We start from the raw sequence: 17,578 nt of genomic DNA, 5'->3' as shown, positions 1-17,578 counted from the left end.
TTTATTGCACCTCATCCACGGCTTTCAGCAGATCAGCTCCCTGCGGCACATCTTTAACAAACATGTCGCGAACCTGATTCCCCAGTGCGTCGCTAAAGGCTTTGCGGTCGAGATCGGTGATGACTTCCACGCCCGCTTCTTTCATGCCGTCGATGATTTTTTGCTGATCTTCGGCAACCAGTTTGCGCTGGTAGTTACCCGCTTCCTGCGCAGATGAGATCAGCGCCTGCTGGAACTCCGGGGTTAAGCCGTCAAACTTCGCTTTGTTGATCACCACCAGAAGTGGCGAATAGGCGTGGTGCGTCAGAGAAAGGTACTTCTGTACTTCGAAAAATTTTGCTGACCAGACGACGTTGATCGGGTGTTCCTGAGCGTCGATAGTGCGCGTTTCCAGCCCGGTATAGACTTCGGCAAACGGCATCGGGATCGGGTTAGCGCCAAAGACTTTGAATGCGGCGATATTCATCGGGCTATTGTTGGTGCGGATTTTCAACCCTTTCAGGTCTGCGGGGGTTTTAACTGGTGCGCGGGAGTTGGTGACATCGCGCCAGCCGTTTTCCCAGTAGGCAAGTACTTTCAGTCCTTTACCTTCAAGTGAGGCTTTCAAATCATCACCGACTTTGCCGTCGAGCGTTTTATGCGCGTGAGCGGTATCGCGGAACAGGAAAGGGACATCAAGCAAGTTCATCACTGGTGATAACCCGGCAAAGTTATTCGAGCCGGACATTTCCATATCGATGGTGCCGCCACGTACGCCGCTGATCATCGCCTGCGCGTTACCGAGAGTGCTGTCCGGGAACAGTTTTAATTTCAGCTCGCCTTTGGTTCTCTCCTGCAATAAATCATTGAATTTTTTCGCCGCAATATGTTGCGAGTCGGTTTGTGAGGTTTCATAACCGAAACGTAAAGACTGCGCCGCCATTGAAGATGTACTAAATGCAGCCAGGCCAGCAATGAATAATGCGTAGGTTACAGAGCGTAATTTCATAATATTTTCCTTTTAATTAATCCATTTCAAAGGGAGGATGATGAGATCGGGAATAAAAACAAATACGACTAATAATGAATATAAAACCAGGACGTAAGGGAAAACGCCTCTGACTGCATCATCGAATTTGAGTTTTGCCACCCCTGAAATAACGTTAAGCACATTACCGATAGGCGGTGTAATTAAGCCGATTGAGCAGTTAATGATAAACATGACACCGAAATAAATCGGATCGATTCCTGCCTCTTTAACTAAAGGCATTAATACCGGGGTAAGAATTAATACCGTCGGCGTTAAATCCATGACCATGCCGACAATCAGGATAGCCACCATAATGACGATAAACAGCAGACGCGGTGAATCGACCAGCGGTTGCAGTAAATCAGAAACCATCATCGGCAGTTCAGCAATGGTGATCAGCCAGGCGGAAACTTGTGCCGAGGCCACCAGAAACATCACCACTGAGGTCGTTTTCGCTGCGCCAATGAGCACATGCCAAAGTGTGGCGAAGGTCATTTCACGGTAAATAACTGTGGCGACAAACAGCGCATAGAAAGCAGCAACGGCCCCGGCTTCGGTAGGGGTAAACAGACCGGAGCGAAACCCGCCAATAATGATGACTGGAAGAAACAGCGCCCAGATACCGGAGACAAAAGAGTGCCAGATTTCCTGCATCGTTGCTTTTTGCTGGCGGGGTAAATTAAGGCGACTGGCCTGCCACCACCAGGTAAGCATCAGCGTTGCACCCATCATCATGCCAGGGGCAATGCCCGCCATAAACAGCTTACTGATGGATAATCCGCTGGAAACGCCGAAGATAATAAACGGAATGGAAGGAGGAATAATTGGCGCGATAATCCCGCCAGAGGCAATCAGCCCCGCAGCACGGTTGACCGGGTAGTTAGCGCTGCGCATCATCGGCACCAGTAACGCGGCGACGGCGGCGGTATCTGCAACGGCAGAACCGGAAAGGCTTGCCATAATCATAGCCGCCAGCACGCCGACGTAGCCCAGCCCGCCAGGTTTATGCCCCACCAGTTTCATCGGCAGGTCAACAATGCGTTTCGACAAGCCGCCCGCATTCATAATTTCACCCGCCAGCACAAAGAACGGTATCGCCAGCAGGGAGAAACTGTCGGCTCCGTTCACCAGCGTTTGTGCCATGATCTGGACATCAAACATATCCAGCCAGAACATTAACGCCGCCCCGCACAACAAAAGTGCCCAGGCAATAGGCAAACCGATAGCAATACCACCCAACAGACAGCCCAGAAAAATCAGCACAGCCATGATTAAGCTCCTTGCGGTGGCGACGTTAGAGAATTGCTACGCGTGATGAGTTGATATAAATGACGCAGTTCAAAGAATGCGATAACGAGGCTGGTGGGCAGACAAGCGGCATACATCAGGCCGATGGGCAAACCGAGGATCGGTGAATAATCGCTCCAGTCCTGAATTGTTTTTAGCGTTGCGCCCCAGGCCAGTGCGCCACAAATAAATAAGATTAAGGAATGGGTAACCAGAGCGACTCGTCGCTGCCATGCGGGGGAGAGTTTCTCCACCAGAAAGGTGACCTGAACGTGGGCGTTATCCATAAAAGCCACAATCGCGCCAATAAATGTTAACCAGACAAATAAATAACGTGACAATTCATCTACAGATAAAATGCTTGTCTGAAAACCATATCTTAAAATAATGTTTATAAACACAATACAGGAAAGTACGGCGAGATTAATCGCCAGTATTGCTTCAAGTATTTTTTTCATAGCTATTCCTTGAGGCTATGTTTGTCATAATTCAAGTTACATGTGCAGCAACCTAAATTATTAATATAGTTAGAGCAATAACATTACCCAGGCGTTCTGGCGTAGACGATTATTCGATTAATTCAGCGCTGTTAATGCGACTTTAACCACAATTTTTCGTATCTCAGAGGCTGTTTGCAGAATACAACCTGGTCGATGAACATCCTGCGGGAAGAAAATAGCGTAGCTGCCCGGTATCATTTCTATAAATGATTCATGTTCACTATCGTGATAAAAAATAATATCGCGCTGATCTAATAGTGATTCGCTGACTTTATTATTTCCCGTATCAATAGCTATGCCGATTTTCTCTTCACCCCACGCCAGAAACTGAATATCGATATACCGACGATGCACTTCCGGACGGTTTTCGATTTTATCTCGCGTCGTTAAGTCGATAATTTGCGCATAAATATTCTTGCCGTCGATTTCGACAACACCCGGCTCCAGGGCGTTGAAATCGGTAGCGCGCAGAAAATCGAGCGCCTTTTCAATGGCGGCAGGCAAACGGCACGGATTGGGTTGCGCGATATGTCCAAAAATCATGACTTATCTCCTCATAACGCCTGGATTTTGGCCCACACGCTGTCATCAACGGTGATGCCGTTACGGCGGTTTTCGGCCAGCAGGGTAGTAAATTCGTGGCCGGGTAAGCGGATGGCCTGGTTTTCGTCAGCGCGTTCAGCGGTAGTAACGTAATCCATGATGCGTTGCAGCTTTGCATCGCGGGTGGGGCCGTCGATCAATTTATCCACTTCGATGGCGATAAAGATTTGCGAAACGCCGTATTCGTCGCTGTTGTCCTGGGTGACTTCGGCAACCGATGCGCCGTCGGAAAGGAGAGTGGCGATCATATCCAGCACAATCGACATGCCAGAACCTTTCCAGTAGCCCATCGGCAAAATGCGGCGATTCTTCTCGATAACGCCAGGTTCTTTGGTCAAATTGCCCTCATCATCAAAGCCACCATCAACCGGGAGCTGACGACCTGCCAGACGGTTAACTTCTAACATGCCGTAAGAGAACATCGACATCGACATATCGACCATGGTGATTGGGGTAGAAGGAATGGCGACGATCAGCGGGTTGGTGCCGATGCGACACTCTTTTGCGCCCCACGGCGGCATTACGGCGATGGAGTTGGTCCAGCAAATGCCAATATAGCCTTTTTCCGCCGCCTGCCAGCCGTAGCTGCCGCCGCGCATCCAGTGGTTGGCATTACGTAGTGCCACCAGACCAATACCGTGATCGGCAGCCAGTTCAATGGCGCGATCCATCATCTTTTTCGCTGTCAGGTTACCGATCGAACGCTGAGCGTCCCACTGTTCAATTGCGCCGAGGCTGGTTATACGTTTGGGTTGGGCATCGGGAATGATATCGCCGTTTTCCAGTTGTTGAATGAAACGAGGGAAACGGTTGACGCCGTGAGAATAAACGCCGGATTCGGTGGTGCGGGCGAACATTTCGGCACAGGCATCAGCCGTTTCGCTGTCAACGCCGCGTGAAATTAAGACTCGATTAAAGGCTGCTTTTAACTGCTCAAATGTCACTTTCATCCCTGGCTTCCTTGTTTTTTTGATCGCTTTTTTGGCTTAAAATTTCAATATGCGAAATCTAATTTCAAATATATCGATCGCTTTTTAACAAAGCAATCTGATTGATGAATTTCAAAAAACTTAAAAATCAAGTGGTTATAAATTATCTGTCGAGATCGTGAACTACGACACACTTTGCGCTACCATCAGGACGCGACAAAATGGGGAAAGAAGTGATGGGAAAAAAAGAGAACGAGATGGCGCAGGAAAAAGAGCGTCCAGCCGGAAGCCAGAGTCTGTTTCGCGGGTTGATGCTGATTGAGATTTTGAGCAACTATCCAAACGGTTGTCCGTTGGCGCATCTTTCGGAACTGGCTGGTTTAAATAAGAGTACCGTCCATCGCTTATTGCAGGGATTACAGTCCTGCGGCTATGTGACCACCGCGCCCGCCGCAGGGAGTTACCGCCTGACTACCAAATTTATTGCCGTCGGGCAGAAGGCGCTGTCTTCGCTGAATATCATTCATATCGCCGCTCCGCATCTTGAGGCACTGAACATCGCCACTGGTGAAACCATTAACTTCTCCAGCCGCGAAGACGATCACGCTATTTTGATTTATAAGCTGGAACCCACAACTGGGATGCTGCGAACCCGTGCCTATATAGGCCAGCATATGCCGCTCTACTGTTCCGCAATGGGCAAGATCTACATGGCGTTTGGTCACCCGGACTACGTGAAGTCATACTGGAAAAGCCATCAGAATGAGATCCAGCCGTTAACCCGCAATACCATTACCGAGCTGCCCGCGATGTTCGACGAACTGGCGCACATTCGTGAAAGCGGAGCGGCGATGGACAGAGAAGAAAACGAACTCGGCGTCTCCTGTATTGCTGTTCCGGTGTTTGATATTCATGGGCGGGTGCCGTACGCCGTGTCGATTTCGCTTTCGACATCACGTCTGAAACAGGTGGGGGAGAAAAATCTCCTGAAACCACTGCGTGAAACCGCGCAGGCTATTTCTAATGAACTGGGATTTACTGTCAGGGACGACCAGGGCGCGATCACATAACGCTTTGGACAAGTGCCAAAACTTTAACATTTCCTTCGTTGGATCAAAGCAGTAGAGACGCGCTCTCTGGCACTCTGCTGTTTTAGTGCAAAGGAGTGATCATGAACCGGTTTATTATTGCGGATGCGACGAAATGTATCGGTTGCCGTACCTGTGAAGTGGCTTGCGCAGTGTCGCATCAGGAGAATCAGGATTGCGCTGCGTTGTCACCAGACGAGTTTATTTCCCGTATCCGTGTTATTAAAGACCACACCTGGACCACGGCAGTAGCCTGCCATCAGTGTGAAGATGCGCCGTGCGCGAATGTCTGCCCTGTAGACGCTATTCGCCGCGAACATGGGCATATTTTCGTTGAACAATCACGTTGTATTGGCTGTAAAAGCTGCATGCTGGCGTGTCCATTTGGTGCAATGGAGGTCGTTTCATCGCGTACAAAGGCGAGGGCGATTAAGTGCGATCTCTGCTGGCATCGGGCGACAGGGCCGGCCTGTGTTGAAGCCTGCCCGACAAAGGCGTTGCAGTGTATGGATGTTGAGAAAGTGCAGCGAAATCGGCTACGACAACAGCCTGTTTGAAACGTTTTTCCGGCGTTTTTTAACGCAGGAATAGTGCGCTTTGTTTATGCCGGATGCGGCTTAAACGCCTTATCCGGCCTACAAATTTTTCCAAATTCAATATATTGCAGAAATCATGTAGGCCTGATAAGCGTAGCGCATCAGGCAATTTTTAATGACTTTCAGCCCAGGCGCGTTCAATCTCTTCCGCCAGAATCTTCACCCCTGCTTCAATTTTATCCGGCTCCGGTACGTAGTTCATGCGCATACATTGATGCGTATGCGGCCACGGTTTATCCAGCCCTGGGAAGAAGTTGTGGCCCGGCACCATCAGCACGCCGCGCGCCTTCAGACGCAGATAAAGCTGCTCGGTGGTAATTGGCAAATCTTTAAACCATAGCCAGAGGAAAATGGCTCCTTCGGGTTTATGAATCAGGCAGCGATCTTCCGGTAAATAGCGGCGAATGATGGCGATAGTCTCCTGAACACGCTGGTAATAGAACGGCTTGATGACCGTTTCTGACAGGCGCAGCAGATCGTTACGCTTAATCATTTCACACATTATCGCCGGACCAATGCCGCCAGGCGCGAGACTGATAATGCCGTTCATATTAGTGATGGCGGTGATGATTTTTTCATTGGCGATGATAATGCCGCAGCGCGAACCTGGCAGACCTAGCTTGGAAAGGCTCATGCATAGCACGATATTCGGATTCCACAGCGGGCGCGCTTCGCTAAAGATGATGCCCGGGAACGGGACGCCATAGGCGTTATCAATCACCAGCGGGATCCCGTGCTGATTCGCCAGCGCATCCAGCTTCAGCAACTCTTCATCGGTTATCACATTACCTGTTGGGTTCGTCGGTCGCGAGACGCAAATCATCCCCGTCTCTTCGCCAATGCGCAGATGTTCGAAATCGACGTGATATTTAAACTGGCCTTCCGGCAGCAGTTCAATATTCGGACGCGCAGAGACAAACAGATCTTCTTCCAGTCCGGCGTCAGCGTAGCCAATATATTCAGGTGCCAGCGGGAACAGCACTTTTTTGACCCGACCATCGGCACGGCGTCCGGCAAACAGATTAAATAAGTAGAAAAACGCGCTCTGGCTGCCGTTTGTTAGTGCAATATTCTGTGGTTCGATATCCCAACCCAACTTCTCGCGCAGCATTCCGGCAAGCAGTGTGAGTAGCTCCGTTTTCCCCTGTGGACCGTCGTAATTGCACAGTGCATCAGTCGCTTTGCCACTTTCCAGCATGTCGGTCAGTAGCGTCTGGAAGTAGTCCTGCATTTCCGGGATCTGCGCTGGATTACCGCCGCCGAGCATAATCGCGCCAGGCGTGCGTAAACCGTCGTTCAGATCTTCCATCAGCAGCGTAATGCCGGAGTGGCGGGTAAATTTGTCACCAAAAAGGGAGAATGTCATAGCGGGATATCTGTCGAACTCTGTAGCAAGGAAGGTAACAATAACGCTACATTTGCTGGGGTGCAAATCGCTCTGTTGAAGAGGGAGCGGTGCTTTATCCTGCAACGCTGATTAGAGCTGACATTTTATCCTGGTTGGCGGCTTCCCGAGGTACTGACGAACGGGAAGCCGGAAAAGTCACTGTTGCCCAGCCCAGATGACCAGCACTTTATCGTCGCCATGCTCACGAACAAAGCCGTAGCCCTGCTTCAGCGAAAGTGTCGTTTGTTTGCCCTCGCCAATTGCGGGATGGCGGGCGCGGAACTGGCTGATTTTCTGCCAGTGCGCGACGCTGGCGGCAGATTTACCGCTAACATCCTGCCAGTTCATATCCGAACGCGTACCTTGCAGCGGATCCGAACCGGTGGGGCCGAACGGACGCGAGGATTCATCACCATAAAAGATTTGTACCGCGCCTGGCGCTAATAATAATAACTCTGCTGCTTTGTCGCCCCCTTCACGGAACAGGCGGGTATCATGCGACGAGAGGTAGCTCAACACGTTGAAATCCTGCAATTTCTCCGCCATTTTCTGCCAGGTAGTATCCATCTGCGCCAGACAATCGACTGCTTTAGCCGCCTGCTCCTGATAATCGAAATTGATCATCGCATCGAAGCCGTGGCGATAGTAGTCACTTTGCATCACGCCGTGGCCCCAGGCTTCACCGGTCATCCAGAACGGTTTGTCATCTAATGTTTTGTCGGGGTTAGCTTTTTTCCATTCGCGAAGTGCGGCGCTGGCTTCGGTTTTCAGTTGCTGCCAGGCGGGCAACTCAACATGTTTGGCGGTATCGACCCGAAAACCATCAATCCCATAGTCGCGAACCCACTGACTTAACCAGTGGGTTAAGTAATCGCGAGGGGTAAAACCGTCGATGACTTTAGCGTGGGTATTCGTTTTGTTTTTATAGAACACCGGCAGACCTGAAGCGGTAGTTGATTCGGTTTTGATATCCGGCAAAAAGGCCAGCGACATAGTGAGATCGTCAAATCCCGGATTGTCGTAATCGCCGATATCGGTTCTGATCCAGTTTTTTCCCCACCATTTATCCCAGCCTGTTTTGTCGCTGAAATTAATGTAATCGTTAAAGCTATGCCAGGTTTGCCCGGCGGCAGGTTTCCAGTCGCTCCAGCGTTCCCCCAACGTTTTTTTCACTTCGTCACCAGAAAGATATAACGCGCCAAACTGATACTCCTGCATATCCGCCAGTGTGGCATAGCCGGTGTGGTTCATCACGACATCAAAGAGAATACGAATACCGCGCTGATGCGCGCTATCAACCAGCGTCCGTAGATCGGCTTCGCTGCCCATATTGGCATCAAGGTTCGTCCAGTCCTGGGTGTAATAACCATGATAGGCATAATGCGGGAAATCACCTTTTGTACCGCCGCCGACCCAGCCGTGAATTTGCTCAAATGGGGCACTTATCCATAAAGCATTGACGCCCAGCTGCTGGAGGTAATCCAGTTTGTTGGTCAGGCCGCGTAAATCGCCGCCGTGAAAAGTGCCAATTTCTGCCATACCGTCTTTATGACGTCCGTAACTCTGGTCATTACTGGGATCGCCGTTTTCGAAACGATCTGTCAGCACAAAGTAAACCGTGGCGTTATGCCAGTCGAAAGGGGCGGAGGCGTCAGTTTCTGCCCGTTCCAGCAGGAGTAAACCGTTGCTGGTGGCAGCGGGTTGTAACGTTATTTGACCGTTCTTCACTATCGCAATTTGCTGGCTGTAATAATCCCGGACGGCGGCTCCCTCCGGAAAAGTGGCGCTAACATCCAGTGTGAGCGGTAATCCATCCCATTTCGGGCATTCACGGACCAGGCTTGCTACCGGTTCGACGGCGTTCTGGATGGAAATCATCAATGTTGGTGTACCGGAGCGGGTGTCTAGTTGCAGCGTATATTCGCCGTCCCTGAACAATCGCCATTGAGGTGGCGTGTTGCTACAAGGTTGCAGGGAAAGCATCTGATTGAGTTTTATCGCATCCGCAGGCTGCCAGCACTGTTGGTCAAAATTTAGCGTTAGTGGACGCGTACCTTTGGGCAACTGCGCGTGGCTGACAAATGTTCCCGTCCCCTGTTCGCTAAAGGCGGGAAACCCCGGAGAAGTCCAGCTGGCGGCAACGGCGAAGCCAGGAAGGAGTGTCAGAAAACAGGCGGCGAGTTTCATGGCGGATGAGTCCTTATTGCTGCGATTTCAGACAGTTTGCCAGCGATAAGCCAGACAAAACTCATCCCTGAGCGGTAAGTCCACAGGATGAGAAGCAAGGGTGAGCGATCGCGCGCAAAAAACGGCTGAATTTTGCGATAAACCCCACATTTTCTGCGATTTAGCGCCAATCTGAATCGTTAACTCGTGACATAGTTTCAGATTTGGACTATTCCTTGGGGTGCTCTTGACAGCTATTTTTGATATGATTTGAGATTCAACTCTCAAATTTGTGAAAAATATAAGGTGTTGGAATGATTAAATCCGACCAGGAGACCTGATGATTTTGACTCCCATACGACGATATGGGGCGATGATTCTTATGTTACTCACTCTGGTGTTTTCGAGTGAGGTGTTAGCGAAGACGCACACAACAACAGCGAGTCAAAAGTCCCACTTAACTAAAGCTAGTAATAAACAGGTAAGCAGTAAACAAGAGTATTCTCGCAATAGTGCAAAGAGTAGTTCACTTCCTGATTTGCGAAAATACCCTTCCGGAACACCAAGGAAAAAGGCGTTTCTCCGGACTGTAATGCCTTACATTACCAGCCAAAATGCGGCCATTACTGCGGAACGTAACTGGCTGATTTCAAAACAGTATCAGGGCCAATGGTCACCTGCTGAGCGTGCGCGTCTGAAAGACATCGCCAAACGCTACAAGGTGAAGTGGTCTGGTAATACGCGAAAAATCCCGTGGAATACCTTGCTTGAACGCGTAGACATTATCCCTACCAGTATGGTGGCGACGATGGCTGCAGCAGAAAGCGGTTGGGGAACGTCAAAGCTGGCGCGCAACAACAACAATCTGTTCGGCATGAAATGCATGAAAGGACGTTGTACCAATGCGCCGGGTAAAGTGAAAGGGTACTCACAGTTTAGTTCTGTCAAAGAATCGGTGAGCGCCTATGTCACTAACCTGAATACGCACCCGGCTTACTCTTCGTTCCGTAAATCGCGTGCACAGCTGCGTAAAGCGGATCAGGAAGTGACTGCCACAGCGATGATTCACAAGCTGAAGGGCTACTCGACCAAAGGGAAGAGTTATAACAACTACCTGTTCGCAATGTACCAGGATAACCAACGGTTAATCGCGGCGCATATGTAATTGCATTTCCTCGAGCCTTATCCGACTTGTCAGTCGGATAAGGCTTTTGCTCGCATCAGGTGGTTGTGCTGAGTTACCTGATGCGACGCCGACAATTCTCATCATCGCTACAACATGACCTCGCTATTTACATCGCGATACTCTTTTGGCGTCGTGTCATATGCTTTTTTAAAAACAGAGTAGAAATATTGCAGCGATGGATAACCGCACATTTGCGATATCTCATTGATCGACAAGGTGGTTGAAATCAGCAGACTTCGCGCTTTCTCCAACTTCTCGGCATGAATCATGGCATGGATGGTTTCGCCCACTTCTTCTTTAAAACGCTTCTCAAGATTGGAGCGCGAGATCCCGACCGCATCGAGTACCTGATCCACTTTAATCCCTTTACAGGCGTGATTACGAATGTAATGCATGGCCTGAATAACGGCGGGATCGGTCAGCGAGCGGTAATCTGTTGAGCGCCGTTCAATGACGCGAACTGGAGGGACCAAAATCCGCTGTAGCGGCATTTCTTCTTTATCTAATAATCGATGCAACAGTTTTGCCGCCTGATAGCCCATTTGCCGCGCGCCCTGAGCGACCGAAGAAAGGGCGACACGCGACAGATAGCGGGTCAGTTCTTCGTTATCGATGCCAATCACGCATAATTTTTCCGGTACGGGAATGTGTAGATGTTCACATACTTGCAGAATATGCCGCGCCCGGGCGTCAGTAACGGCAATAATCCCGGTTTGCGGTGGCAGCGTTTGTAGCCAGTCTGCCAGCCGATTTTGCGCGTGTTGCCAGTTCTCTGGCGCGGTTTCTAACCCCTGATAAACCACTCCGCGATACTTTTCTTCGGCGACAAGCTGACGAAATGTATATTCGCGTTCAGTGGCCCAACGTTTACCGCTTGATTCCGGAAGACCATAAAAAGCAAAGCGGTTAACGCCTTTCTCTTTTAAATGCAAAAATGCGCTTTCAACCAGCGCATAGTTATCGGTGGCAATGTAATGAACGGGTGGGTAACTTTCGGCAAGGTGATACGAGCCACCAACCCCAACAATGGGGACGTCGACATCAGCTAGCGCTTGCTCGATTTGTTTGTCGTCGAAGTCGGCAATGACGCCATCTCCTAACCAGTCCTTGATTTTATCAATGCGGGCGCGGAAATCTTCTTCAATGAAAATATCCCATTCCGATTGTGACGCCTGTAAATATTCCCCTACGCCTTCTACTACCTGCCGGTCATAGGCTTTATTGGCATTGAACAGTAATGTGATGCGGTGACGTTTAGTAAACATGGTTCTTTTCCTGCTGAATCATGCAAAAACTCAAAACCGGTAATACATTACCGGCTTTGAGAAAATTTTTATCAAAATCAAGAACGGCGTTTGGTTGCGGAGTCCATCCATACTGCCAGCAACAGAATCGCACCTTTAACGATATACTGCCAGAAGGTCGGTACATCCATCATACTCATGCCGTTATCCAGTGAAGCCATGATGAATGCCCCCATTACCGCTCCAGCCACGCTCCCGACACCGCCAGCCAGACTGGTGCCGCCAATCACGCATGCTGCAATTGCGTCCAGCTCGGCGATATTCCCCGCAGAAGGTGAACCAGCGCCAAGTCGAGAACTGAGGATTAATCCGGCGATGGCTACCATTAATCCGTTAATTGCGAACACGGCAAGTTTGGTGCGTTCAACGTTAATCCCGGAGAGCCGTGCTGCTTCCAGATTGCCGCCGATGGCATAAATGCGTCGTCCAAATGCCGTCCGCGTTGCCATAAACATTCCGCCGAGTAACAGCAACGTCAGCAGCAGAACAGGAGTGGGAACGCCACGGTAATCGTTCAACAGCCAGATTGCGCCTAAGACGATAATCGCCGTTAATGACTGGCGACCGACAACTGCGGTAGAGGCCGGAGACTGCAAACCCAAAGCCTGACGGCGCATTCTTCCGCGCCATTGCCAGCCAACAAAAGCCATTAAGCCAAGCGCGCCAATGATGAAGCCGGTGCTGGCAGGTAGATAGCTTTGCCCAATTTGTGACATCGCGGCGCTGGTGGGGGATACAGTCGTGCCGTTGGTGATGCCAATGAGTATGCCGCGAAATGCCAACATGCCCGCGAGGGTGACAATAAATGAAGGGACTTTACGGTACGCGACCCACCATCCGTTCCAGGCACCGAGAAGCAGTCCCAGAACCAAAGTCACAATGATGGTAAGTGGCAAAGGCCAGCCTAGCCAGACGTCACAAATCGCCGCGACGCCACCTAACAGCCCCATCATTGAGCCGACGGAAAGGTCAATTTCAGCAGAAATTATGACGAACACCATTCCTACCGCGAGGATGCCGGTAATCGCGGTCTGGCGTAACAGGTTGGAGACGTTACGAGCGCTTAAGTAGGCACCATCGGTGGTCCAGGTAAAGAACAGCATGATTGCGATGATAGCTGCAATCATCACGAAGACCTGCAAATTCAGTGACTTCAGCCCGGAAAAGCCACCGGATGTCGGTACGGCCAATTTCACTTCAGACGGATTGCTTTTCGACATGATGTTCGCTCCTCAATGCGGCTTCCATCACCTGCTCCTGAGTCAGGTTATGATTTATCAGGTTGGCTTTTAGTTTCCCTTCATGCATCACCAGTACACGATCGCTAAGGCCGAGCACTTCAGGTAATTCGGAAGAGATGACAATAACGGCAATACCCTGCTGGACGAGTTGGTTAATTAATTTGTAGATCTCGTATTTCGCGCCAATATCGATACCCCTGGTAGGTTCATCAAGAATGAGGATGCGCGGGTTAAGTAACAGACAGCGAGCGAGGATCGCTTTTTGCTGATTGCCGCCGCTCAAACGTCCAATAGCAAGGTCGGGGGACGACGTTTTAACTTTGAGTTGCTGGATTGATTCCAGAATACATTTTTGCTCTGCCGCGTCATCAAGCTGGCTAATACCGCCGGTAAATTTATTGAGTGCGGCGAGGGTAATATTTTTACCAACTGCCATTACCGGAACGATGCCGTCGCGCTTTCTGTCTTCGGGTACCATCGCAATCCCCTGGGCGATGGCTTGCTGACAGTTACGAATATCTACCTGTTTGCCATCAATATAAATTTTTCCTTCCCATTGTCCGGGCCACACGCCAAACAGGCACTGAATGGTCTCGGTACGTCCGGCACCAACGAGTCCGGCAATACCCAGTATTTCGCCACGTTTCAGGGAAAACGAGACATCATTAACTCGTTTAATATGACGATTAACCGGATGCCATGCCGTCAGATGTTCAATACGTAATATTTCATCTCCGGTGGTATGTGGTTCATTAGGGTAAAGCGCGGTTAACTCTCGTCCGACCATCATGGTGATAATATCGTCTTCACTCATTCCGGCAGCATTATGCGTACCAATGTGCTGACCGTCGCGAATAACGCAAATCGTATCGGAAATCGCTTTGACTTCGTTGAGTTTGTGCGAAATATAAATACAGGCGATACCGTGCTGTTGTAGATCGCGAATAATATCCAGTAAAACCGACGTTTCCTGCTCAGTTAATGAGGCTGTCGGTTCATCGAGAATTAACAAGCGCACCTGTTTATTAAGTGCCTTGGCAATTTCAACCAGTTGTTGTTGCCCAAGCCCTAAATCGCCAACGCGGGTATCAGGTGAAATGGATAAACTGACCTGTGCGAGCAGCTTCTGACAGCGTAGCGTCATCAGATCATAATCCATAATGCCATTGTGGGTTATTTCGTTACCCAGGAAGATATTTTCCAGCACGGTCAATTCTTTCACCAGGGCCAATTCCTGGTGAATGATGGCGATACCTTTGCGTTCGGTATCGCGGATGTGACTCGCCTGAATCTCTTCTCCCGCAAAAATAATTTCGCCTTCGTAGGAGCCATGGGGATAAATACCACACAGCACTTTCATCAGCGTTGATTTACCAGACCCATTTTCCCCACAGAGTGAGACGATTTCGCCAGCATTCAACCGCAAGCTGACGTTATCAATCGCCTTCACACTGCCGAAGGTTTTGGTAATGTTCTTCATTTCAAGTAGATAAGGCATAACGACTCCACCTAAGCCAATTCATTCACGCGGCATGGAGAGAAATCACGCCCCCGCTCTGCGCCGGGGCGTAACGCTTACAGCTCGCTCTCTTTGTGGAATCCGTCTTTAACTACCGTATCTTTGATGTTGTTTTTATTCACATCGATCGGTGTCAGCAGGCGGGAGGGAACATCTTTCAGACCATTATTCAGTGTGGTATCTGCTTTTGGTTCCTGACCATTGCCCAACTCAACGGCAATTTCTGCGGCAGTATTTGCCAACAATGTAATAGGTTTATACACCGTCATAGTTTGCGTACCGGCAGCAATACGTTTAATACCTGCGAGATCCGCATCCTGGCCGGAAATTGCTACTTTCCCTGATAAACCTTGCGCACTTAATGCCTGAATTGCCCCACCTGCGGTGGCATCGTTTGAGGCAACTACAGCATCAATTTTGTTGTTATTGGCGGTTAGCGCGTTTTCCATAATTTTTAATGCGTTTTCCGGTAACCAGCCATCAACCCATTGGTCACCAACGACTTTAATTTTTCCGGAATCAACGTAAGGTTTTAACACTTTCATTTGCCCGGCGCGGAACAGCTTGGCGTTGTTATCTACCGGCGAGCCGCCCATCAGGAAGTAATTACCTTGCGGAACAATATCGACCAGGGCTTTTGCCTGCAATTCACCGACTTTTTCGTTATCGAAAGAAATATAAAAATCGATATCCGCATCGTTAATCATACGGTCGTAAGCTAATACTTTAATACCTTCTTGTTTGGCTTCTTTTACAACGTTACTTAATACCTGACCGTTATACGGAATAATGACAAGAACATCGACACCCCGGTTAATCATGTTTTCAATCTGCGACATTTGTGTTTCTTCATTGCCATTTGCAGACTGTACAAATACTTTCGCGCCGAGAGATTCTGCCTTTTTCACAAAGATATCTCGATCTTTTTGCCAGCGTTCAAGACGGAGATCATCAATCGCCATACCTATTTTGACTTCTTTGGCGTGTGCCGCAACGTTGGTAAGCAGAAGTGAGGTGCAAAGGGTGAGTAGAATGTTCTTTATTTTCATGGTGTAGGGCCTTCTGTAGGTAGAGGACAGCTTTAATAAGTAACAATCACCGCGATAAACGTAACCAATTTTTAGCAACTAAACAGGGGAAAACAATTACAGATTTTTATCTTTCGATTACGATTTTTGGTTTATTTCTTGATTTATGACAGAGATCTTACTTTTGTTGCGCAATTGTACTTATTGCATTTTTCTCTTCGAGGAATTACCCAGTTTCCTCATTCCATTTTATTTTGCGAGCGAGCGCACACTTGTGAATTATCTCAATAGCAGTGTGAAATAACATAATTGAGCAACTGAAAGGGAGTGCCCAATATTACGACATCATCCATCACCCGCGGCATTACCTGATTATGGAGTTCAATATGCAAGCCTATTTTGACCAGCTCGATCGCGTTCGTTATGAAGGCTCAAAATCCTCTAACCCGTTAGCATTCCATCACTATAATCCCGACGAACTGGTGTTGGGCAAGCGTATGGAAGAGCACTTGCGTTTTGCCGCCTGCTACTGGCACACCTTCTGCTGGAACGGGGCGGACATGTTTGGTGTGGGGGCGTTTAATCGTCCGTGGCAGCAGCCTGGTGAGGCACTGGCGTTGGCGAAGCGTAAAGCAGATGTCGCATTTGAGTTTTTCCACAAGTTACATGTGCCATTTTATTGCTTCCACGATGTGGATGTTTCCCCTGAGGGCGCGTCGTTAAAAGAGTACATCAATAATTTTGCGCAAATGGTTGATGTCCTTGCAGGCAAGCAAGAAGAGAGCGGCGTGAAGCTGCTGTGGGGAACCGCTAACTGCTTTACAAACCCTCGCTACGGTGCGGGTGCTGCGACGAACCCAGATCCAGAAGTCTTTAGTTGGGCGGCAACTCAAGTTGTTACAGCGATGGAAGCAACCCATAAATTGGGCGGTGAAAACTATGTCCTGTGGGGCGGTCGTGAAGGTTACGAAACGTTGTTAAATACCGACTTGCGTCAGGAGCGTGAACAGCTGGGCCGCTTTATGCAAATGGTGGTTGAGCATAAACATAAAATCGGCTTCCAGGGTACGTTGCTTATCGAACCGAAACCGCAAGAACCGACTAAACATCAATATGATTACGATGCTGCGACGGTGTATGGCTTCCTGAAACAGTTTGGTCTGGAAAAAGAGATTAAACTGAACATTGAAGCTAACCACGCGACGCTGGCAGGTCACTCTTTCCATCATGAAATAGCCACCGCCATTGCGCTTGGCCTGTTCGGTTCTGTCGACGCTAACCGTGGCGATGCACAACTGGGCTGGGATACCGACCAGTTCCCGAACAGTGTGGAAGAGAATGCGCTGGTGATGTATGAAATTCTCAAAGCAGGCGGTTTCACCACCGGCGGTCTGAACTTCGATGCCAAAGTACGTCGTCAAAGTACTGATAAATATGATCTGTTTTACGGTCATATCGGCGCGATGGATACGATGGCGTTGGCGCTGAAAATTGCAGCACGCATGATTGAAGATGGCGAGCTGGATAAACGCATCGCGCAGCGTTATTCCGGCTGGAATAGCGAATTAGGCCAGCAAATCCTGAAAGGCCAAATGTCACTGGCAGATTTAGCCAAATATGCTCAGGAACATAATTTGTCTCCGGTGCATCAGAGTGGTCGCCAGGAGCAACTGGAAAATCTGGTAAACCATTATCTGTTCGACAAATAACGGCTAACTGTGCAGTCCGTTGGCCC

At 49.4% G+C, this 17,578-nt stretch carries 15 protein-coding genes; 4 read left to right on the top strand and 11 right to left on the bottom strand.

All coding sequences use genetic code 11. The features are described 5' to 3' along the window. Position 1: 1 nt before the first annotated feature. The 5 genes from yiaO to yiaK form a co-directional block, all read right to left on the bottom strand. Positions 2-988 carry a 2,3-diketo-L-gulonate TRAP transporter substrate-binding protein YiaO gene (gene yiaO, locus ACJHXB_RS12505; protein ID WP_000776910.1) on the bottom strand — a complete coding sequence of 329 codons (987 nt, stop codon included), beginning with the start codon at positions 986-988 and terminating at the stop codon, positions 2-4. A 12-nt stretch (positions 989-1,000) separates the two neighbouring features. Continuing rightward, entirely contained in the window at positions 1,001-2,278 is a 1,278-nt protein-coding gene (gene yiaN / locus ACJHXB_RS12500; protein ID WP_000279599.1) for a 2,3-diketo-L-gulonate TRAP transporter large permease YiaN, read from the bottom strand. A gap of 2 nt (positions 2,279-2,280) precedes the next feature. Beyond that, a complete protein-coding gene (gene yiaM / locus ACJHXB_RS12495; RefSeq protein WP_000721664.1) occupies positions 2,281-2,754 on the bottom strand; it encodes a 2,3-diketo-L-gulonate TRAP transporter small permease YiaM in 474 nt (157 codons plus the stop codon). 117 nt (positions 2,755-2,871) lie between these two features. Next, positions 2,872-3,339, bottom strand: a complete 468-nt coding sequence (locus ACJHXB_RS12490) for a YhcH/YjgK/YiaL family protein (RefSeq protein ID WP_000576068.1) — start codon at positions 3,337-3,339, stop codon at positions 2,872-2,874. An 11-nt stretch (positions 3,340-3,350) separates the two neighbouring features. After that, positions 3,351-4,349, bottom strand: a complete 999-nt coding sequence (gene yiaK / locus ACJHXB_RS12485; RefSeq protein WP_000869042.1) for a 3-dehydro-L-gulonate 2-dehydrogenase — start codon at positions 4,347-4,349, stop codon at positions 3,351-3,353. Positions 4,350-4,549: 200 nt separating this feature from the next. On the opposite strand from yiaK, the gene yiaJ reads away from it, so the two are divergent. Then, a complete protein-coding gene (gene yiaJ / locus ACJHXB_RS12480) occupies positions 4,550-5,398 on the top strand; it encodes an IclR family transcriptional regulator YiaJ (protein ID WP_000514245.1) in 849 nt (282 codons plus the stop codon). 101 nt (positions 5,399-5,499) lie between these two features. Next, complete coding sequence (locus ACJHXB_RS12475; protein ID WP_001469358.1) at positions 5,500-5,973, top strand: 4Fe-4S dicluster domain-containing protein; 474 nt, start codon at positions 5,500-5,502, stop codon at positions 5,971-5,973. Between the two features lie 151 nt (positions 5,974-6,124). Here the strand turns inward: ACJHXB_RS12475 and avtA are convergent, their stop codons facing one another. Then, entirely contained in the window at positions 6,125-7,378 is a 1,254-nt protein-coding gene (gene avtA / locus ACJHXB_RS12470; RefSeq protein WP_000144366.1) for a valine--pyruvate transaminase, read from the bottom strand. Positions 7,379-7,555: 177 nt separating this feature from the next. Next, a complete protein-coding gene (gene malS, locus ACJHXB_RS12465) occupies positions 7,556-9,586 on the bottom strand; it encodes an alpha-amylase (protein WP_000761243.1) in 2,031 nt (676 codons plus the stop codon). A 319-nt stretch (positions 9,587-9,905) separates the two neighbouring features. Here malS and ACJHXB_RS12460 point away from each other — a divergent pair, with 319 nt between their 5' ends. Beyond that, the gene (locus ACJHXB_RS12460) at positions 9,906-10,730 is read left to right on the top strand and encodes a protein bax (RefSeq protein WP_001297957.1); all 825 of its coding nucleotides are present in this window, start codon (positions 9,906-9,908) and stop codon (positions 10,728-10,730) included. Positions 10,731-10,837: 107 nt separating this feature from the next. On the opposite strand, the gene xylR is transcribed toward ACJHXB_RS12460, so the two are convergent. From xylR to xylF, 4 genes are all read right to left on the bottom strand, one after another. Further along, positions 10,838-12,016: a D-xylose utilization transcriptional activator XylR gene (gene xylR, locus ACJHXB_RS12455; RefSeq protein WP_000494487.1), complete on the bottom strand. Its 1,179-nt coding sequence runs from the start codon at positions 12,014-12,016 to the stop codon at positions 10,838-10,840. A 77-nt stretch (positions 12,017-12,093) separates the two neighbouring features. Then, positions 12,094-13,275 carry a xylose ABC transporter permease XylH gene (xylH, locus tag ACJHXB_RS12450; protein ID WP_000045986.1) on the bottom strand — a complete coding sequence of 394 codons (1,182 nt, stop codon included), beginning with the start codon at positions 13,273-13,275 and terminating at the stop codon, positions 12,094-12,096. After that, positions 13,253-14,794 (bottom strand): D-xylose ABC transporter ATP-binding protein, encoded by a 1,542-nt coding sequence (gene xylG / locus ACJHXB_RS12445; RefSeq protein ID WP_001146496.1) that lies wholly within the window; start codon positions 14,792-14,794, stop codon positions 13,253-13,255. Before xylG ends, xylH begins: the two co-directional genes overlap by 23 nt. 77 nt (positions 14,795-14,871) lie before the next feature. Then, complete coding sequence (gene xylF / locus ACJHXB_RS12440; RefSeq protein WP_001296518.1) at positions 14,872-15,864, bottom strand: D-xylose ABC transporter substrate-binding protein; 993 nt, start codon at positions 15,862-15,864, stop codon at positions 14,872-14,874. A 365-nt stretch (positions 15,865-16,229) separates the two neighbouring features. Between xylF and xylA the strand changes: the two genes are divergently transcribed. Next, on the top strand, positions 16,230-17,552 hold the full coding sequence (xylA, locus tag ACJHXB_RS12435; RefSeq protein ID WP_001149573.1) for a xylose isomerase: 1,323 nt from the start codon (positions 16,230-16,232) through the stop codon (positions 17,550-17,552). The last annotated feature ends 26 nt before the right edge of the window (positions 17,553-17,578 follow it).

The organism is Escherichia sp. WS3227_2 (assembly GCF_046486495.1).
In the GTDB taxonomy this organism is placed as follows: domain Bacteria; phylum Pseudomonadota; class Gammaproteobacteria; order Enterobacterales; family Enterobacteriaceae; genus Escherichia; species Escherichia coli.
This window is presented reverse-complemented; position numbering and strand designations above follow the sequence as displayed.